The following is an 18,300-nucleotide window of genomic DNA, read 5'->3' as shown; positions in this document are numbered from 1 at the left end:
AAATAGGGCGGACACGCCGGAATTATCCGGATTGAAATAAAATAAATACCATACGGGGTAAATAATTATGAATGAAATCGAGATTAACGTGGAGCCGCGTTATATGGCCGGTCAGAGCGACGTCTATCGCGACCGCTACGCCTTCAATTATCTGATTACCATCTGCAACCGCAGTGATGAAATCATTACTTTGCGTCAGCGTTTTTGGGAAATCACCGACGGACACGGTGAGACAGAGCAGGTCGGTCATGCCGGCCTGATTGAAGAGCAACCTGTTTTGTACCCGGGCGAAGCCTATGAGTACAACAGTGGTTCGCAAATCAGCACGCCTTGGGGCAGCATCGAAGGCGCGTATGAATTTGAAGACAGCATCGGCAAACGTTTCGTTATCGGGGTGCCGAAGCTTGAATTCAAAGCAGGCTTTACTTTGCAATAGGCCGTCTGAAAAATAAAAAACCGGAACATGCGAAATGTTCCGGTTTTTTATTTTTCAGACGGCCTTATCAGTCTTTGCAAGGCTGTACCAATACCCACGGCGCCACGACAACCGCCCACATTTCCTGCTTATCCGCTAAAAATGTGCGTGCCATATCATCGCTGACAGCACCGAATTTGCCTTGTTCCATCCATTGTTTCAATGGCGCGGCTTCATCTTCGGCAACATGGCGGGCGACGGCAATCAAATCCAAATCAGGCGCAACATAGACGGCGGCACCGCGTGCGAAGTGGGGTTGCAGCTCTTCCCATGAAATGCGGGCGGTTTCGGTATTGAGTTTTTCGTTTAAGAGTGGAATAGACATAGGACAATCATCAAATAAAAAACGGATTGTAACCGATATTCGGCCTTCTGCCCGATGCCGTCTGAAAACGAAAGAAATTTACAGGGTTAACGTTATACAGTATCATTTTAATGTTTTAATTTTCTTTCAGACGGCCTGTTGTCCGTATTCGGGCAAGGGCGGTTTTAGGCTTATGAATTCTGTATTGTTGACCGGATTGCTGCAAAGGCTGCTGATTGCGCTTGTCGCATTGGCGGCGTTGTGGGCTGTATATTTTTGGGCGGTATCGCCATGAGTATCGTGGTGGAAAATCTGACGGTCAGCTATCAGCGCAGGCCGGTGGTGCATCATGTCGATATGGTGTTTGAAGATGGCAAGATGTGGACGATTTTCGGGCCTAACGGCGCGGGCAAATCAACTTTGCTCAAAGCCATTATGGGCTTGCAGAAGACGGACACGGGCAGCGTGCGCTATGAAAATATGGCGCGCAAGGATATTGCCTATCTGCCTCAGCAGTCGGATATTGACCGCAGCCAGCCGATGACGGTGTTTGAACTGGCGGCGATGGGGCTGTGGTATGAAATCGGATTTTTTGGACGCGTGAACGCGGCGCAGAAAAAGCGCGTAATGGCGGCGTTGGAACGCGTAGAAATGCAAGATTTTGCCACGCGCCAAATTGCGCACTTGTCCAATGGCCAGTTTCAACGCGTATTGTTTGCGCGGATGCTGGTGCAGGATGCCAAATTTTTGCTGCTGGACGAACCGTTTAACGCGGTGGATGCGCGGACGACTTATGCGCTGTTGGAAGTTTTGCGCCAATGCCATCAGGACGGTCAGGCAGTGATTGCCGTGTTGCATGATTACGAGCAGGTGAGGGCATATTTTGCCAACACACTGCTTTTAGCGCGTGAAAAAGTGACTGCCGGTGCGACTGAAAATGTGTTAACCGATGAATTTTTGGCGCAGGCAAACCGAATGATGCAGAAACAGGAAGCGGCCGATTGGTGCTCGGTTTAATGGACAAGGCCGTCTGAAAATAAGTGTTTTTCAGACGGCCTAAGGCTTTCAGAGATTAATAAAAAAGCGATAAAACATGGATTTATATGATTTGGTCGTCGCGCCGTTCGTCGAATTTGACTTTATGCGCTATGCCTTGGCATCGATTTTCTGCCTGGCATTGAGCGCGGCGCCTGTCGGTGTGTTTTTGGTGATGCGCCGCATGAGTTTGGTGGGCGACGCCTTGAGCCATGCGGTTTTGCCCGGTGCGGCCATTGGCTATATGTTTGCCGGCTTGAGTTTGCCTGCGATGAGTGTCGGCGGTTTTGCGGCCGGTTTGCTGATGGCTTTGTTAGCCGGTTTGGTCAGCCGGTTTACTTCATTGAAAGAAGACGCGAACTTTGCCGCATTTTATTTGAGCAGCCTTGCCATCGGCGTGGTTTTGGTCAGCAAAAACGGCAGCAGCGTCGATTTGCTGCATTTGCTGTTTGGCTCGGTGTTGGCGGTGGACATTCCGGCTTTGCAGCTGATTGCCGTTTCCGCGAGTGTTACTATTTTGCTGATGGCGGTCATGTTCCGCCCGCTGGTGTTGGAGAGCATAGATCCTTTGTTCCTCAAGGCTGTCGGCGGTAAGGGCGGCTTTTGGCATGTGTTGTTTTTGGTGCTGGTCGTGATGAATCTGGTTGCCGGTTTTCAGGCATTGGGTACGCTGATGTCGGTTGGCTTGATGATGTTGCCGGCGATTACCGCCAGACTGTGGGCGAAAAGCATGGGTTGGCTGATGATTTTGTCTGTCGCATTGGCTTTGCTTTGCGGCTTGGCAGGACTGTTGTTTTCCTACCATATCGAAATTCCGTCCGGCCCTGCGATTATTTTATGCTGCGGCACGCTTTACCTGATTTCCGTCGTGTTCGGTTGGGAAGGCGGCATTTTGGCAAAATGGTTGCGCCGTAAAAAACACCGTACGGCATGATTTTTCAGACGGCCGCTTGAATAATCAGGCGGTCTGTTTTATGATGATGTTAATGTTACGTTATATCACTGGAGAGAATATGAAACATTGGAAACTCGGCATCGTTGCCGCATTATTGACCGGTGCAGCTTATGCCGCTCCGTTGCCTGTTGTGACCAGCTTCAGCATTTTGGGCGACGTGGCCAAACAGATTGGCGGCGACCGTGTGGCCGTTCAAAGCTTGGTAGGTGCCAACCAAGACAGCCATGCCTACCACATGACCAGTGGCGACATCAAAAAAATCCGCAGCGCAAAATTGGTATTGCTCAACGGCTTGGGCTTGGAAGCCGCCGATGTACAACGCGCAGTCAAACAAAGCAAAGTGCCTTTCGCCGAAGCGACCAAAGGTATTCAGGCTTTGAAAGCAGAAGAGGGCGGCCATCATCATGACCACGATCATGAAGGCCATCATCACGATCACGGCGAATTTGACCCGCATGTTTGGACCGACCCCGTCCTGATGGGTACTTACGCGCAAAACGTTGCCAATGCTTTGATTCAAGCCGACCCTGAAGGCAAAACCTATTATCAGCAACGTTTGGGCAACTATCAAATGCAGCTGAAAAAACTGCACAGCGATGCGCAGGCTGCCTTTAATGCCGTACCTGCCGCCAAGCGTAAAGTTTTGACTGGACACGATGCGTTCTCTTACATGGGTAAACGCTACAATATTGAATTTATCGCCCCTCAAGGCGTGAGCAGTGAGGCCGAGCCGTCTGCCAAACAAGTGGCTTCCATCATCCGCCAAATCAAACGCGAGGGTATTAAAGCCGTCTTTACTGAAAACATCAAAGACACGCGCATGATTGACCGTATTGCCAAAGAAACCGGCGTCAATGTCAGCGGACGTTTGTATTCTGATGCATTGGGTGGCGCACCGGCCAACAGCTACATCGGCATGTACCGCTACAATGTCAAAGTTTTGACCGATGCCATGAAAAAATAAAGCGGCTTAAGGATAAAGGCCGTCTGAAACCTTAAAAACAAGGTTTCAGACGGCCTTTTATATGATTATTTTTAAAATAAACCGTCAAATTTAAAATATAAAAATCATTTTTATGCTATTAAAAGTTTAATTATCAAAAATTCGTGCTAATTTGCCTGGTAAGTACGCACCATCCGTGCGAATTGCTTATCGGCTGTCCGTCAGCCACTCACGGCTTGACTTCACCCTGTTACAATTCGGCATCTTCACGTTTCTTAATATTACATCATGAGCAACCATTCATCTTGGTCATCCAAAATCGGCTTTGTGCTTGCTGCGGCAGGCTCGGCCATCGGTTTGGGTGCAATTTGGAAATTCCCTTATACAGCCGGTACAAATGGCGGCGCCGTATTCTTTCTTTTGTTTTTGATTTTCACCATTTTGGTGGCTTTGCCGGTTCAATTGGCCGAGTTTTACATCGGCCGTACGGGCGGTAAAAATGCCATTGATTCTTTCAAAGCATTGCGCCCCGGTTCGCAGTGGCCGTGGGTCGGCCGCATGGGCGTGGCCGCTTGTTTTATCTTGCTGTCGTTTTATAGCGTGGTCGGCGGCTGGGTATTGAACTACGTCGTACACAGTTTTACCGGCGAAATTCACGTTGGCGCAGACTTTAAGGCACTGTTTGAAAATACGATTTCTTCACCGTTTGGCTCGCTGTTTTACCAAGGCTTGTTCATGCTGATTACCATTTGGGTGGTTAAAGGCGGCGTTTCAGACGGCATTGAAAAGGCAAACCGCATCTTGATGCCGGGTTTGTTTATCCTCTTTATCGCGCTGGCTATCCGTTCGCTGACTTTGCCCGGTGCAATGGAGGGCGTGGCATTCTTGTTGAAACCGGATTGGTCGTATTTGAAACCGGGTACGATGCTGACTGCTTTGGGTCAGGCATTTTTTGCATTGAGTATCGGCGTGTCTGCGATGATTACCTATGCCTCGTATTTGGGTAAGGATCAGGATATGTTCCGCTCCGGCCATATGATTATGTGGATGAACCTGTTTGTTTCCCTGCTGGCCGGTTTGGTGATTTTCCCTGCGGTATTTGCCTTTGGTTTTGAACCCGGTCAAGGCCCTGGTTTGATTTTTGTTGTGTTGCCTGCGGTATTCATGAAAATGCCGATGGGTACATATTTGTTTGCCGTGTTCATGCTGTTGGTTGTCTTTGCGACACTGACTTCCGCGTTTTCCATGCTGGAAACCGTCATCGCAGCAACCATCCGCCAAGACGAGAAAAAACGCAGCAGCCACGCTTGGGTAACCGGCATTGCGATTTTCATAGTCGGTATCCCTTCGGCGCTGTCTTTCGGCGTATGGAGCGAGTTTAAAATTTTCGGCAAAACCATTTTTGACTTGTGGGATTTTATTATTTCTGCCGTCATCATGCCGATTGGCGCATTGAGCGTTGCCGTGTTTACATCATGGGTTCAGGACAAACAGTCTGTCCTGCGTGATGCGGGCATGGGCAGCACCATTCCGAAACAGCTGCTTTACCTGTGGTTGGGTACGCTTCGCTATCTTGCGCCGATTGCGATTATTGTGGTGTTCATCAACTCTTTGGGTTTGATTTAATCCGATAGTGAACAAACAGTCCGGCGTTGTATTGCTTCGTTGGACTGTTTGTTTAAAAATATCATTAAAAAATATCAAGGCCGTCTGAAAGCCGATATAAATCGGTTTTCAGACGGCCTTTTTATATACACGCGAGGCTGATTAGAACTTCGCTTGCAGTCTCAGCCATGCAGTACGGCCGGGTTCGTTCACACGCATGGTTTGAGTACCGGCAGACGGGTCGCCACCACGGCTGACGAATTCAGCATAGGTTTTGTTGAACACGTTGTCCACGCCGCCTTGTAATGTGGCGTATTTGCTGAATTTCCAACCGGCGTTGAGCGAGAGTACGCCAAAGCCCGAAGAAGCGCCGATGTCTTGGCCGACGATATTGCCTTGACCTTTGCTGTAACGGTTTTGTTTGGCTACGACGCGCCATAATGCGCCCGCACTGAATTTGCCGTTGTCAAAGGCGAGGGTGTTGTTCCACTCGAGCGGCGGCGTTTGTGCCAAAGGTTTGCCGTCGGTACGGTTTTTGCCGTGGGTGTAGGCGAGGCTGGTGCCGACTTCCCAGTTAGGCGCAAATGTCCATTTGACTTCGGCTTCGCCGCCAAAGCGTGAAGCGTTGATGTTGCGCACGCCGAAATTCATGCCTTGGCGCTCCATCATGATGAAGTCTTTGATGTCGCTGCCGAATACGGATACAGAAGCGTGGAGATTAGGACGTTTCCAAATTACACCTGCATCGATTTGGCGGTTTTGCTCTGCGCGGATGGCTTTGTTTTCAGAGCGCAGGCGTTCCCAATAGTCAGGTGCGCGTTCGGCAATACCGAAGCCGGCATAGTATTTCAGGCCGTTGTCCGTATTTCTTTCCCAACGCAGGAAGCCTGAGTTCAAATTGAATTTTTGATGTTTCAAAACGGGGTCGGTCACGCGCGCGGTATCGTAATGCGCTTTGACTTGGTCATGGCGCAAACCTGCTACCCAGCGTTGATTGTCGGTTTGCTGCCAAGAGGCTTCGGTGAAAATACCCCATTGTTTGAAACTTTGGTTGGGCATGTAAGGCTTGTGGCTGTAGCCGTCGCCGCCGCGCTCCATGCGTGCGACGTGGACGTCGTCCAGATAGTCCAAACCGGTTTGCAGGTTGAGCTTGTCCCAGTCGAAAGTGGCTTTCAGACGGCCTGTATCGGTATTGCGTTTAGGGTTGTTGGCATTTTTAATCTGCTTGCCGGCAGGATTGTAGATGGTACGCAGGCTGTATGTGTCCATCACGTGGTCGATTTCGCTTTTACCGTAGCGCAGTTCCAATTCGCTGAACCATGGTGTGAGGTTGCGTTGGGTGAAACGGATATTCCACGCATCACGGTCGAATTTGCTACCGTCCATCATGCGGTCGGCGTAGGCAACCTTGGCTCTGCTGCGCTCGTATGTGCCGGCAATGGTGGTGTTTTCTGTCGGGGTAACACCCAGTTGCAGCATTTGGCTGTCGCGTTTGAAATTGGAGTGGACGCGGTTGCCGTCGCCGTCTTTGTAGTCGTCGGCTTCGTTATGGGAGATATTGGTACGGACGTAGCCGTATTTGCCGCCGAACTCGGCTTCCAGCGAGCCGTCAAGGCGGTCGTTGCTGCCTGCTGTCAGGGTGGCGTTAATGTTGTAAGGTTTCTCAGCGAAATCAGGATCTTTACGGATAAATTGTACCGAGCCGCTGACTAAGCCCATACCTTGGGTAACGGTTTGCGGGCCTTTGGTGACCACGACTTGATCAAATGAATTTGGGTGGATATAGGCAGTCGGCGGGTCCATGCGCATACCGCAACCGCCATAAATAAACTGGTCGTCGGCGTTAACGGACAAGCGCGAGCCGCCCAAGCCACGGAACAGCGGATCGCCCGAGCTGCCGCCTTTGCGGATGATGCTCATATTAGGCACGGATTGCAAAAGGTCTGCCCCGTCACCGGCAGGGAGGGGTTGCAAAGCAGCTTTGGGGTTGAAAGTAACGCGGTTGGCTTTTTCTTGTTGTGTGCCGGTGACGGTGACAGGGGAAAGGGTAACTGTTTCTTCAGGTACAGGGTCAGTGTCTGCCCATGCTTGGGATACGGCTAAGACGATAGGCAAGATAAGTAATGGTGGGTATTTCATGTGGTTTCTCTCTATTATTAAGTGTCATGTCGAGTAATACTTAAGTAGTATATATAAAGTTTAATAAAATTAAAACATACTGTTTTTAACTTATATCAATATTTATCATTTTATTTGCATGTTTTGCTGGTTCGTGATTTGGTTATACCAGTGATGGTAAAATTTGATTCTTCTTAAGCAGTTAATGAAAATACCAATATGGGTTTAAACTTGATTATTTGGAATTTCATTAATTTAATTATTTAACTGAAAGCAAGAAGATATTTGGTATAGAAAGCGTCATTTGCTTATGATTTTCTATTGATGTTGCGATTTGATAACATTTCTTGACGAAAAAATAGGGGATTGATTAGAATGGGCGGCCAATTGGTCAATCCAATTTATGGCCGTCTGAATAAAACTGTCCTTCAATCATCAGGAATACAACATGACGAAATTGGTTCGTCCGCAGAAAATCAGCGATCAGGTTTTAGCCGTTTTGGAAGAACGTATCGCTACCGGCATTTATGAAGAAGGCAGTAAATTGCCTCCCGAACGTACGCTTGCGGAAGAATTCGGCGTATCGCGTCCGTCGGTCAGGGTGGCATTGAATATCTTGATTGCCAAGCAGGTTTTGGAAGCACGGCAGGGCGATGGCTATTATGTTTCCGTCAAGCCGCAACAGGATTTTTTACAAAGCTGGCAGGAGTTACTCGGCAAACATACCAATTGGGAAACAGACGTATTCGATTTCAGCTGTCATGTTGAAGGCTGTATGGCGGCGCTGGCTGCCGAAAGACGGACTGACGCCGATTTGAAACGCATTGACTTTTGGCGGCAGAAGTTTGAGACGGCCTGTGAAAGCGGAAATTTGGAGCATCAGGCCGAAGCAGACGTCAGCTTTCATCAAGCCATTGCCGATGCCGCACACAATATCCTATTCAGTCACCTTTCCAGCAGCCTGCTCAAAATGCTTTATCAGCAAACACGCAGCGGCATTATCTATATACATCAAACCGAAGACCCGCGCCCGACATTGATTGCCCAGCACCGCGCTATTTTTGAAGCCGTTGCCCAGGCCAAACCGGCGGAGGCTGCTGAAGCGGCCAAGCTACATTTGAATTATGTCGCGCGCCGCATTTTGCAGGACAGGGAATATCAAAGCCGCAGCGAGCATGCGGATGTATTGGCGCAAAATGATTTGAAACGGGTAGATTGGTAGCGTTTAAAAATAATCAGGCCGTCTGAATTTTTCAGACGGCCTGATTTTGCAAACAAGGCCTTTTAGTGCCACAATCTTCATCATTCTGTCTGAAAACAAAGGAAGCACCATGTACCGTCATGTCGAGTATTATCCGGGCGATCCGATTTTGAGTTTGGTTGAAACCTTCAAACGCGACGAGCGTCCTGAAAAAGTCAATTTGAGCATAGGCATTTATTTTGATGACGAAGGCAAAATGCCGGTTTTGGAATCTGTCCGCCGTGCAGAAGCAGAGCGTGCGGCCGTACCGCGACCATCGCCTTATCTGCCGATGGAAGGTTTGGACACTTATCGAAGCGCGGTTCAGCGTTTGTTGTTTGGCAAGGATAATCCGGCATTGGCAGAAGGGCGCGTTGCGACCGTACAGACTTTAGGCGGCTCGGGGGCGTTGAAAGTCGGTGCCGACTTTTTGCACCGGTGGTTCCCTGATGCAAAAGCCTATGTCAGCGATCCGACTTGGGACAACCATAAAGGCATTTTTGAAGGCGCCGGTTTTGAAGTGGGGACGTACCCTTATTACAACCCTGAAACCGTCGGCGTGAAATTTGAAGAAATGACAGCGTTTTTCAAAACATTGCCGGAAAACAGCGTCTTGATTTTGCATCCATGTTGCCAAAACCCGACCGGCGTAGATATGTCGCAAGCGCAATGGGATGAGGTGTTGGACATCATCAAAACGCACAAGCTGATTCCGTTTATGGATATTGCCTATCAAGGTTTCGGCGAGGATTTGGACAGCGATGCGTATGCAATCCGTAAAGCCGTCGAAATGGGTCTGCCTTTGTTTGTCAGCAACTCTTTCTCGAAAAATCTGTCGCTGTACGGCGAGCGCGTCGGCGGTTTGAGCGTAGTGTGTCCCAATAAGGAAGAAGCAGAGCTGGTGTTCGGACAGTTGAAATTTACCGTCCGCCGTATTTATTCCAGCCCTGCCGCGCATGGTGCATACATCGCTTCTGATGTGATGAACAGCGATGAGCTACGCGCTTTGTGGGAAAATGAGGTTTACGCCATGCGCGACCGCATCCGTGCCATGCGTCAGAAACTTTATGATGTTTTGACGGCAAAAATCCCCAATCGCGATTTCAGCTATTTCATCAAACAGCGCGGTATGTTCAGCTATACAGGCCTGACCGTAGAGCAGGTACACCGCCTGCGTGACGAGTTTGCCGTTTATCTGCTGGATTCGGGCAGGATGTGTGTGGCCGGTTTGAATGCATCGAATATCGATTATGTGGCCGAGGCATTCGCCAAAGTGTTGCAATAGCCGTTCAATCTGAAATTGAATGTAGTTTTATTTGAAGTAAATCAAAAGGCCGTCTGAAAAATTTTCATCTTTCAGACGGCCTCTTTATAATTGGCGCACCCAACAGGGATCGAACCTGTGACCTCCAGCTTCGGAAACTGACACTCTTCCAACTGAGCTATGGGTGCGGAAGCCGTAAGGTTAACGCATATTGGCTTTATTGGCAAAGTTTATCTTGAAAGTGTCTGAAAGTGGCATTGGCGGTCACTTTTTTGTATGGCTGGAATAATCAATTAACTACAAAGGCTTATAGATTTCAGACGGCCTTTTTGAGGATTTTTGCGTATCTTTTTCTCAAGATGGATTGGAAAGCCTTTGCGAATTCAGTATAATCCAGCAAAATATTGTTAACTGCGTTTAACACATAAACTATAACTTACAGCACAACCTAACCTAACGGCGAGGCCTACCAAATGAAACAACTCCGCGACCACAAAGCCCAAGGCTCTGCATTGTTCACCCTTGTGAGCGGTATCGTTATTGTTATTGCAGTGATTTTCTTCCTGATCAAATTGGCAGGAAGCGGTTCATTCGGCGATGTTAACGAAACAACCGAAGCTGCGACTCAAACCCGTATCCAGCCAGTCGGCCAACTCAAACTGGGCGACGGCATCCCTGTCGGCGAACGTCAAGGCGACCAGATTTTCAACAAAATCTGTATCCAATGTCACGCGGCGGACAGCATTGTTCCTAACGCGCCTAAATTTGAAAACAAAGGCGATTGGGCTCCTCGTATCGCCCAAGGTTTTGATACCTTGTTCCAACACGCTTTGAACGGTTTCAACGCAATGCCTGCCAAAGGTGGTGCGGCTGATTTGACCGACCAAGAATTGAAACGCGTGATTACTTATATGGCCAACAAAGCCGGCGGTACTTTCCCTGATCCTGATGCTGCGGCCCCTGCCGATGCCGCTGCTTCCGGTGAAGCTGCTTCAGCTCCAGCGGCTGATGTTGCGGCTCCTGCCGATGCTCCTAAAGCAGATGCTGCCAAAGCTGAAGACAAAGGCGCAGCTGCCAGTGGTGTAGACGGTAAAAAAGTTTACGAAGCCAGCTGCCAAGCATGTCACGGCGGTGCGGTTCCCGGTGTTCCTCATGTAGGTAAAAAAGAAGACTGGGCTCCTCGTATCAAACAAGGTAAAGACACCCTGCACAAACACGCACTCGAAGGCTTTAACGCAATGCCTGCCAAAGGCGGTAACGGCAGCCTGAGCGATGATGAAGTGAAAGCTGCAGTTGATTACATGGCTAATCAATCTGGTGCTAAATTCTAAGATTTGACTTTGACTCTCGAATAGAAAGCGCATTCTATATAGGATGCGCTTTTTTCGTGCAGGAAGGCCTGATCTTGCTATAATACGGAAGTAGTAGATTGTGGTTTGTCTGAAAGATTCAGACGGCCTTCAAACACAATATTTTTTAAAGAAGTTCAACCATATTCACATACGACAAAACAATCACGGAGTTATCTCATGGCAAAAAAATATTTCGGTACTGACGGTGTTCGCGGCGAAGTCGGTCAATTCCCTATCAATCCTGATTTTGTCTTGAAATTGGGTTATGCGGCGGGTCAGGTTTTGGTACAGCACGAAGGCGAAATTAAACCGACCGTCTTAATTGGCAAAGACACGCGTATTTCAGGCTATATGCTGGAAGCCGCTCTGATTGCCGGCTTTACTGCCGCCGGTGTCAATGTTATTCAAACCGGCCCTTTGCCAACCCCGGGCGTAGCGTATCTGACCCGTGCTTTACGTTTGTCTGCCGGTGTGATGATTTCTGCTTCCCATAACGTTTATTCCGACAACGGCATTAAATTCTTTGCCGAAGGCGGTGTGAAGTTGAGCGATGAAATCGAGTTGGAAATTGAAGCCAAAATCGATGAAGAAATGAAAACCCAGCCGTCCGGCCGTTTGGGCCGTGCACGCCGGATTAATGGTGCGGATGACCGCTATATCGAGTTTTGTAAATCCACTTTCCCAAGTCATTTGGACTTGCGCGGTCTGAAATTGGTGGTCGATACCGCCAATGGTGCAGGCTATGCAGTTGCGCCTAAAGTATTCCACGAATTAGGCGCGCAAGTGGTCAGCATCGGTGATGAGCCAAACGGCTATAACATTAATGAGAAATGTGGTGCGACCCATCCGAAAGCTTTGCAAGCGGCTGTGTTGCAAAATGAAGCCGATTACGGCATTGCCTTGGATGGCGATGGCGACCGTTTGATGATGGTTGACCGAAATGGCAAAGTGTACGACGGCGACAGTCTGATTTATGTGATTGCCAAAGCACGCGCGCACGAAGGTGTGGAAATCGGCGGCGTGGTGGGTACAGTGATGACCAATATGGCGATGGAAATTGCTTTGAAAGAGCAGGGCGTTGATTTCTGCCGCGCCAAAGTGGGCGACCGCTATGTATTGGAACAGCTCCACCAACGCGGTTGGCTGATTGGCGGTGAAGCCAGCGGCCATATTTTGTGCATGGACAAACACAATACCGGCGACGGCATCATTTCCGCTCTGCAAGTCTTGGCTGCATTGCAAACCTTGAATCAAGACCTTGCCACCGTCTGCGCCGATTGGCAGCCGTATCCGCAAACCATGATTAACGTCCGCATCAAAAAAGGCCAAAACTGGCAGGACGCTTCCAAAGAAGCTTTAGCTGAAGTGGAAAAAGAACTCGAAGGCAAAGGCCGCGTGGTCTTGCGCGCATCCGGTACAGAGCCTGTCGTGCGTGTGATGGTGGAAGCCAAACAGGCAGACTGGGCGAAAAAAGGCGCAGAAAAAATTGCCGCTGCCATTCAAGGTCAAAAGTAACAGTGTGTTTGATTTTGAATTGAACTAAATAAAAGGCCGTCTGTTGTTCAGACGGCCTTTGTGTTTCATTAGAGGCTTAGTTGCTTAAGACATCAACGCCTTTAGGAGGAGTAAATTTGAACATACCGCTAGAAAGGTTAGGCTTGGTGTTCAAGCCGCTGAAGCTGATGCTGGTTTGGTTGCCGAAGCTGTCTTTCAACTGCATGGCGGCGAGGTTGTCGCCTTTAAAGCCGATGCGGATGTATTGGTAGCCGGCGTTGTTTTTCTTAGGCGTAGCCAAAACGTAGTCGATACCGTTGGCAGAACCGTCTTCTTTCAGTGTGTAGCTGCTGTCCAATGCTGTTTTGTTGGAGAGGATGGCGGCAGGGCTGTCGCCGATGGTTTGGTCTTGTGAGGATTTGGTTACTTGCGCCAAATCTACGTCATAGAGCCAAATGGTTTTGCCGTCGCCAACAATGGTTTGTTTGTAGGGCTTGGTGTATTCCCATTTGAACAAGCCAGGGCGCAGGATTTTGAATGTACCGTGTGTGGTTTGGGTTTTCTTTTTACTGTGAACGGTTTGGCTGAAGTTGCCGCTGATACCGTCGGCATCATTATTGAATTTTTTCAGGGCGTCCACTGCGCCGGCTTGTGCAAAGCCGATGGCTGAAGAAAGCAGCGCGGCAGCGGTCAGGGTGAACAGTCGGGTAGTTTTCATGTTTTGGTTCCTTGTTCGGAGAGATGGGTTCAGTATAGACGTTATGGTGTAACAGGCAAGGGGCTGAATGGAGGGTTTAATTTGTGTAAATATGAAAAATCCAATCAAGTGACTGAAATAATTTCATTTCTTCAGACGGCCTGTATTTGGTTTTGACGTTTTTTTAATGAAGCACACAAGGGTTTGGTGTGGTATTTAATGTCATTTTACGGAAAGCTTGAAATTATAGTCTTTCTGTTTGCTTTTTAAAACGGTTATAATATTTGTCTTTTTAAAACAATGGTTTTGTATGTATCTGAATCCTTATCCTTTATTGGAACAGGCTTTGCTGTCGGACAATCCTGATGAAAAAGGAAAATTGACGCAGGCCTTATTTGCGCAGTTGGGCGAGGCGGAAGGTTTGACGGTTGAAGAGTCGAAACCTGTGGATTGCCGTTTTGCAGGCCATCCGTTACGTCCGTGTTTGGTTGCCCCTTCGGAAGTTACGCCGCGCAAGATGAATACGGTCGAAGGCTATGCGGCCATGTTGCACGCGATTGCGCACATCGAATTTAATGCGATTAATCTGGCTTTGGATGCGGCGTATCGTTTTCGCAATATGCCGTTTCAGTTTGTATGCGATTGGGTAAGGGTGGCGAAAGAAGAAGTGTTTCACTTCGGCTTGATGCGTGGCCGTCTGAACAGTTTGGGCTACGATTATGGCGATTTTGAAGCGCACGGGCATTTGTGGGATATGGCGTATAAAACCGCTTACGATCCCTTGTTGCGCATGGCTTTGGTGCCGCGGGTATTGGAAGCGCGCGGTTTGGATGTTACGCCGGGTATTCGCGCAAAAGTGGCGCAGCGTGGCGATGTGGAAACCTGCGATGTGTTGGATATTATTTATCGCGATGAAGTGGGGCATGTCGCCATCGGCAATCATTGGTATCAGCATCTTTGCCGTGAGCGCGGTTTGGAACCGGTTGCCCTGTTCCGCAGCCTGATTGCGCGTTACGATATGTTTATCTTCCGCGGCTACGTCAATATCGAAGCTCGGGAACGTGCTGGATTCAGCCGTTTCGAGCTGGATATATTGGAAGATTTTGAGAAAAGTTTGAAACAGGATAAAAAGGCCGTCTGAAACGGTAAAATCATCATGGCACATCATCACGATCATTCGCACGCGCATACGCATACCGCCAATAAGCAGGTATTGCGTATTTCCTTTTTCGTTATTGCTGGATTTATGCTGGTTGAGGCGGTCGGCGGCTGGCTGACCAACTCTTTGGCCCTGCTTTCCGATGCGGGGCATATGTTCAGCGATGCGTTTTCGCTGGGTGTGGCATTGTGGGCATTCAAACTTGGCGAGAAACAGACCACGCTGCAAAAAACATTTGGCTATAAGCGTTTTGAAATTTTGACGGCGATGTTTAATGGGTTGTCGCTGGTGTTGATTGCGGCAATGATTTTTTATGAAGCAGTCAAACGATTGTTTTATCCGCCGGAAATTTTGACGGGCGGCATGTTGGTGGTCAGTATCATCGGTTTGCTGGTCAACATCGGTGTCGCCGTTTATATGTTGAAAAATGGCGATACTGAAGAAAACGTCAATATGCGCGGCGCGTACCTGCATGTAATCAGCGATTTATTCGGCTCGATAGGGGCGATTGTCGCAGCGGTACTGATGATGGCGTATGGCTGGCAATGGGCGGATACGGTTGCCAGCGTATTGGTAGCGGCTTTGGTGGGGCGTAGTGGCTGGAAGCTGTTTAAACAGACTTTGCATATTTTGATGGAAGGCGCGCCGGAAAACATCCATACCGATGAGTTGCTCAGCGTTATCCGCAATACGGAAGGTGTAAAGTCTGTTCACGACTTGCATGTTTGGACGATTACCAGCAATATCCACGTTTTGTCCTGCCATATTGTTGTCGATGGCAACATGACGGTTGCAGAGTCCGAACAAATCGCCTACCGCATCGGACATGAATTGGCGCATCACAACATCGGGCATTGTACGATTCAGATTGAAAGCGAACAGCATCCGCATAAAGATGAAGTTTTGTGTTCTCAGGAAATGAACGAACACCATCACCATTAACCATATTCAGGCCGTCTGAAACTTGTTGGATTGTTCAGACGGCCTTCTAAAATCATCAAAGGAACACTTATGACCCAAGCCGTATTATTCGACCTTGACGGCACGCTTGCCGATACTGCACTTGATTTGGGTGGTGCGCTCAACACGGTATTGCGCCGACACGGTTTGCCAGAAAAAAGCATGGATGAAATCCGTCCGCAGGCCAGTCACGGTGCAAGCGGTTTGCTCAAACTGGGTGCAGGTATTACGCCCGACCATCCGGACTATATGCAATGGCGTAGAGAGTTTTTGGACGAATACAGCCGCTGCTATGCCGACCAAACCATCTTGTTCGACGGCGTAAACGAAATGTTGGAAGCCTTAGTTCAACGCGGTATCAAATGGGGCATTATTACCAACAAGCCCATGCGTTTTACCGATGTCCTCGTGCCTAAGCTCGGGTTTACCGTGCCTCCTGCCGTCATTGTCAGCGGCGATACATGTGATGCACCCAAGCCCAGCGTGAAACCTATGTTTTACGCGTGCGAACAGATTGGTGTCGAGGCGCAGCGATGCTTTTATGTCGGTGATGCCGAGCGCGATATGCAGGCAGGAAAAAATGCAGGCATGACGACCGTGCTTGCCGATTGGGGCTATATTTCTGCCGAAGACCAAACCGAAAACTGGCTTGCCGATTTCCGTATTGCCACGCCTTTGGATTTGTTGGCAATCTTGCGTTAAAACCCTGTAATAATCCGTTTTCAGACGGCCTGAAACGGCGTAAAATCGTACTAAGTTTGTATTTTTTCAACCGTTTTACTACTTGTAAAGAGAAAAATCATGTTTTTCAAGCATATCGAAGCTGCTCCTGCTGATCCGATTTTAGGTTTGGGCGAGGCGTTTAAAGCCGAAACCCGTCCGGAGAAAGTCAATCTCGGTATCGGCGTGTACAAAGACGCATCCGGCGCGACGCCTATTGTCAAAGCCGTCAAAGAGGCTGAAAAACGCCTGTTGGAAAGCGAAACAACTAAAAACTACCTGACCATCGACGGTGTTGCCGACTACAACGAGCAAACCCAAATCCTGCTGTTTGGCAAAGACCACGAAATCATCGCCAGCCGTCGTGCCAAAACAGCGCAAAGCCTTGGCGGTACAGGCGCATTGCGTATTGCGGCCGAGTTTGCCAAACGTCAGTTGAACGCGCAAACCATCTGGATTTCCAATCCGACTTGGCCTAACCACAACGCCATCGCCAAAGCGGTCGGTATCCAAGATAAACCTTATCGTTACTATGATGCCGCCAAACACGGTTTGGATTGGGACGGTATGATTGAAGACTTGAGCCAAGCGCAAAAAGGCGACATCGTCCTGCTGCACGGCTGCTGCCACAACCCTACCGGCATCGACCCTACGCACGAACAATGGGAAACTTTGGCAAAACTTTCTGCCGAAAAAGGCTGGTTGCCATTGTTTGACTTTGCCTACCAAGGCTTCGGCAATGGTTTGGAAGAAGACGCCTACGGCTTGCGCGTGTTCTTGAAACACAATACAGAATTGCTGATTGCCAGCTCTTATTCCAAAAACTTCGGTATGTACAACGAGCGCGTCGGAGCGTTCACTTTGGTGGCTGAAGATGAAGAAACTGCAGCCCGCGCCCACAGCCAAGTCAAAACCATCATCCGTACCTTGTATTCCAACCCGGCTTCACATGGTGCGAACACCATTGCGCTGGTGTTGAAAAATGATGATTTGAAAGCACAATGGATTGCCGAACTCGATGAAATGCGTGGCCGCATCAAAGCCATGCGCCAAAAATTTGTCGAGTTGCTCAAGGCTAAAGGCGCAACTCAAGACTTTGATTTTATTATCGAACAAAACGGTATGTTCTCTTTCAGCGGCTTGACTCCCGAGCAAGTTGACCGTTTGAAAAACGAGTTTGCCATTTATGCCGTCCGCTCCGGCCGCATTAATGTTGCAGGCATTACCGATGATAATATCGACTACCTGTGCGAAAGCATTGTGAAAGTCTTGTAATTGTTGAATTAAAGGCAAAGGCCGTCTGAACCATTCAGACGGCCTTTATTTTTAGTTGTGGTGGCTTATCCGGCAACTGCGTTCATTCCCCAATAAATCATGGCATAGCGCAGCAGTTTACCTGCAATCAGAATGATGGCGCAATGCAAGGCATTGAGCCTGAGCCAGCCTGCGGCAAGAGGGAGGGCATCGCCGATAATCGGCAGCCATGCAAACAACAGCGGCCAAATCCCCCATCTTTGTATACGCGCCAATACTTTTTCAGACGGCCTTTTCTTGGCCGGAAACATTCTGCCCATGTAATACGAAACCATACTGCCCAAGCCATTCGCCAAACCGGCACACAAACATGCGCCGAGGGCATGTTGCGGATATTGGTATACAAATGCGGCGTATGCCGCCTCGGATGTACCCGGAAGTAGTGTGGCCGAAGTGAAGGCAGAAGCAATCAGGGCAAAGTAAGCGTAAAGAAGGGGCATGTTTTGAGTTACATCAAGTGATATTGTAAAAAAGAAATAACAGGTTCAATAAGAGGATTATGCCTTTATTTTTCAATATATCAAAAGATAAATCCAATATTATTGAATTTTTTAAAATTAAACGTCTAAAGAGTAATGTAGTCGGCTGTTAGAAAATAGTTTTCAAAGTGACGGATTATCAGTATGATACGGACGGCTGTTAATGAGTGTTAAGTTTAATGAACT

General features: G+C 48.7%; 17 protein-coding genes and 1 tRNA gene. 13 read left to right on the top strand and 5 right to left on the bottom strand.

Annotation, left to right across the window (positions count from 1 at the left end; all coding sequences use genetic code 11):
• The first annotated feature begins 67 nt into the window (after positions 1-67).
• Positions 68-436 carry a Co2+/Mg2+ efflux protein ApaG gene (apaG, locus tag KCG55_RS01345; RefSeq protein ID WP_003682575.1) on the top strand — a complete coding sequence of 123 codons (369 nt, stop codon included), beginning with the start codon at positions 68-70 and terminating at the stop codon, positions 434-436.
• A gap of 67 nt (positions 437-503) precedes the next feature.
• Here the strand turns inward: apaG and KCG55_RS01340 are convergent, their stop codons facing one another.
• Positions 504-800 (bottom strand): DUF2288 domain-containing protein, encoded by a 297-nt coding sequence (locus KCG55_RS01340; RefSeq protein ID WP_049323125.1) that lies wholly within the window; start codon positions 798-800, stop codon positions 504-506.
• Positions 801-1,070: 270 nt separating this feature from the next.
• On the opposite strand from KCG55_RS01340, the gene KCG55_RS01335 reads away from it, so the two are divergent.
• The 4 genes from KCG55_RS01335 (at position 1,071) to KCG55_RS01320 (ending at position 5,338) form a co-directional block, all read left to right on the top strand.
• Positions 1,071-1,796: a metal ABC transporter ATP-binding protein gene (locus KCG55_RS01335; RefSeq protein WP_254323611.1), complete on the top strand. Its 726-nt coding sequence runs from the start codon at positions 1,071-1,073 to the stop codon at positions 1,794-1,796.
• 76 nt (positions 1,797-1,872) lie between these two features.
• Positions 1,873-2,748, top strand: coding sequence for a metal ABC transporter permease (locus KCG55_RS01330; RefSeq protein WP_003747573.1), 876 nt, complete (start codon positions 1,873-1,875; stop codon positions 2,746-2,748).
• 79 nt (positions 2,749-2,827) lie between these two features.
• Positions 2,828-3,733 (top strand): metal ABC transporter solute-binding protein, Zn/Mn family, encoded by a 906-nt coding sequence (locus KCG55_RS01325; protein ID WP_049336292.1) that lies wholly within the window; start codon positions 2,828-2,830, stop codon positions 3,731-3,733.
• Between the two features lie 267 nt (positions 3,734-4,000).
• Complete coding sequence (locus KCG55_RS01320; RefSeq protein WP_254323166.1) at positions 4,001-5,338, top strand: sodium-dependent transporter; 1,338 nt, start codon at positions 4,001-4,003, stop codon at positions 5,336-5,338.
• Between the two features lie 141 nt (positions 5,339-5,479).
• Here KCG55_RS01320 and KCG55_RS01315 read toward each other — a convergent pair whose 3' ends face one another.
• Complete coding sequence (locus tag KCG55_RS01315) at positions 5,480-7,456, bottom strand: TonB-dependent copper receptor (RefSeq protein WP_254323165.1); 1,977 nt, start codon at positions 7,454-7,456, stop codon at positions 5,480-5,482.
• A 427-nt stretch (positions 7,457-7,883) separates the two neighbouring features.
• On the opposite strand from KCG55_RS01315, the gene KCG55_RS01310 reads away from it, so the two are divergent.
• Together KCG55_RS01310 and KCG55_RS01305 are read left to right on the top strand one after the other, a co-directional pair.
• Entirely contained in the window at positions 7,884-8,657 is a 774-nt protein-coding gene (locus KCG55_RS01310) for a FadR/GntR family transcriptional regulator (protein ID WP_254323164.1), read from the top strand.
• 109 nt (positions 8,658-8,766) lie between these two features.
• Positions 8,767-9,960 (top strand): aromatic amino acid transaminase, encoded by a 1,194-nt coding sequence (locus tag KCG55_RS01305; RefSeq protein ID WP_254323163.1) that lies wholly within the window; start codon positions 8,767-8,769, stop codon positions 9,958-9,960.
• 91 nt (positions 9,961-10,051) lie between these two features.
• On the opposite strand, the gene KCG55_RS01300 is transcribed toward KCG55_RS01305, so the two are convergent.
• Positions 10,052-10,127: transfer RNA gene (locus KCG55_RS01300), tRNA-Arg, on the bottom strand.
• Positions 10,128-10,412: 285 nt separating this feature from the next.
• Between KCG55_RS01300 and KCG55_RS01295 the strand changes: the two genes are divergently transcribed.
• Positions 10,413-11,270, top strand: a complete 858-nt coding sequence (locus KCG55_RS01295) for a c-type cytochrome (protein WP_254323162.1) — start codon at positions 10,413-10,415, stop codon at positions 11,268-11,270.
• Positions 11,271-11,468: 198 nt separating this feature from the next.
• Positions 11,469-12,806: a phosphoglucosamine mutase gene (gene glmM / locus KCG55_RS01290; RefSeq protein ID WP_137041094.1), complete on the top strand. Its 1,338-nt coding sequence runs from the start codon at positions 11,469-11,471 to the stop codon at positions 12,804-12,806.
• Between the two features lie 76 nt (positions 12,807-12,882).
• Here the strand turns inward: glmM and lolA are convergent, their stop codons facing one another.
• Positions 12,883-13,503: an outer membrane lipoprotein chaperone LolA gene (lolA, locus tag KCG55_RS01285; protein WP_003682545.1), complete on the bottom strand. Its 621-nt coding sequence runs from the start codon at positions 13,501-13,503 to the stop codon at positions 12,883-12,885.
• 289 nt (positions 13,504-13,792) lie between these two features.
• On the opposite strand from lolA, the gene KCG55_RS01280 reads away from it, so the two are divergent.
• From KCG55_RS01280 to KCG55_RS01265, 4 genes are all read left to right on the top strand, one after another.
• Positions 13,793-14,623, top strand: coding sequence for a ferritin-like domain-containing protein (locus tag KCG55_RS01280; RefSeq protein ID WP_254323161.1), 831 nt, complete (start codon positions 13,793-13,795; stop codon positions 14,621-14,623).
• Between the two features lie 15 nt (positions 14,624-14,638).
• Positions 14,639-15,583, top strand: a complete 945-nt coding sequence (locus tag KCG55_RS01275) for a cation diffusion facilitator family transporter (protein WP_254323160.1) — start codon at positions 14,639-14,641, stop codon at positions 15,581-15,583.
• 69 nt (positions 15,584-15,652) lie between these two features.
• The gene (locus KCG55_RS01270) at positions 15,653-16,303 is read left to right on the top strand and encodes an HAD family hydrolase (protein WP_254323159.1); all 651 of its coding nucleotides are present in this window, start codon (positions 15,653-15,655) and stop codon (positions 16,301-16,303) included.
• A 99-nt stretch (positions 16,304-16,402) separates the two neighbouring features.
• Complete coding sequence (locus tag KCG55_RS01265) at positions 16,403-17,596, top strand: amino acid aminotransferase (RefSeq protein ID WP_036493785.1); 1,194 nt, start codon at positions 16,403-16,405, stop codon at positions 17,594-17,596.
• Positions 17,597-17,661: 65 nt separating this feature from the next.
• Here the strand turns inward: KCG55_RS01265 and KCG55_RS01260 are convergent, their stop codons facing one another.
• Complete coding sequence (locus tag KCG55_RS01260; RefSeq protein ID WP_254323158.1) at positions 17,662-18,075, bottom strand: YqaA family protein; 414 nt, start codon at positions 18,073-18,075, stop codon at positions 17,662-17,664.
• Positions 18,076-18,300: the final 225 nt, after the last annotated feature.

Origin of the sequence: Neisseria subflava, from assembly GCF_024205745.1 — a bacterium.
GTDB classification, from domain to species: domain Bacteria; phylum Pseudomonadota; class Gammaproteobacteria; order Burkholderiales; family Neisseriaceae; genus Neisseria; species Neisseria flavescens_B.
The sequence above is the reverse complement of the archived record's forward strand: the minus strand, read 5'-3'. Positions and strand labels throughout refer to the sequence as shown.

Bases quoted from the DNA above. Each gene is read 5' to 3' on its own strand.
- KCG55_RS01305 (WP_254323163.1), top strand. From the start codon at position 8,767: ATGTACCGTCATGTCGAGTATTATCCGGGCGATCCGATTTTGAGTTTG.
- KCG55_RS01335 (WP_254323611.1), top strand. From the start codon at position 1,071: ATGAGTATCGTGGTGGAAAATCTGACGGTCAGCTATCAGCGCAGGCCG.
- KCG55_RS01295 (WP_254323162.1), top strand. From the start codon at position 10,413: ATGAAACAACTCCGCGACCACAAAGCCCAAGGCTCTGCATTGTTCACC.
- KCG55_RS01260 (WP_254323158.1), bottom strand. From the start codon at position 18,075: ATGCCCCTTCTTTACGCTTACTTTGCCCTGATTGCTTCTGCCTTCACT.
- KCG55_RS01315 (WP_254323165.1), bottom strand. From the start codon at position 7,456: ATGAAATACCCACCATTACTTATCTTGCCTATCGTCTTAGCCGTATCC.
- KCG55_RS01330 (WP_003747573.1), top strand. From the start codon at position 1,873: ATGGATTTATATGATTTGGTCGTCGCGCCGTTCGTCGAATTTGACTTT.
- lolA (WP_003682545.1), bottom strand. From the start codon at position 13,503: ATGAAAACTACCCGACTGTTCACCCTGACCGCTGCCGCGCTGCTTTCT.
- KCG55_RS01280 (WP_254323161.1), top strand. From the start codon at position 13,793: ATGTATCTGAATCCTTATCCTTTATTGGAACAGGCTTTGCTGTCGGAC.
- apaG (WP_003682575.1), top strand. From the start codon at position 68: ATGAATGAAATCGAGATTAACGTGGAGCCGCGTTATATGGCCGGTCAG.
- KCG55_RS01275 (WP_254323160.1), top strand. From the start codon at position 14,639: ATGGCACATCATCACGATCATTCGCACGCGCATACGCATACCGCCAAT.
- KCG55_RS01325 (WP_049336292.1), top strand. From the start codon at position 2,828: ATGAAACATTGGAAACTCGGCATCGTTGCCGCATTATTGACCGGTGCA.
- KCG55_RS01270 (WP_254323159.1), top strand. From the start codon at position 15,653: ATGACCCAAGCCGTATTATTCGACCTTGACGGCACGCTTGCCGATACT.
- KCG55_RS01265 (WP_036493785.1), top strand. From the start codon at position 16,403: ATGTTTTTCAAGCATATCGAAGCTGCTCCTGCTGATCCGATTTTAGGT.
- glmM (WP_137041094.1), top strand. From the start codon at position 11,469: ATGGCAAAAAAATATTTCGGTACTGACGGTGTTCGCGGCGAAGTCGGT.
- KCG55_RS01310 (WP_254323164.1), top strand. From the start codon at position 7,884: ATGACGAAATTGGTTCGTCCGCAGAAAATCAGCGATCAGGTTTTAGCC.
- KCG55_RS01340 (WP_049323125.1), bottom strand. From the start codon at position 800: ATGTCTATTCCACTCTTAAACGAAAAACTCAATACCGAAACCGCCCGC.
- KCG55_RS01320 (WP_254323166.1), top strand. From the start codon at position 4,001: ATGAGCAACCATTCATCTTGGTCATCCAAAATCGGCTTTGTGCTTGCT.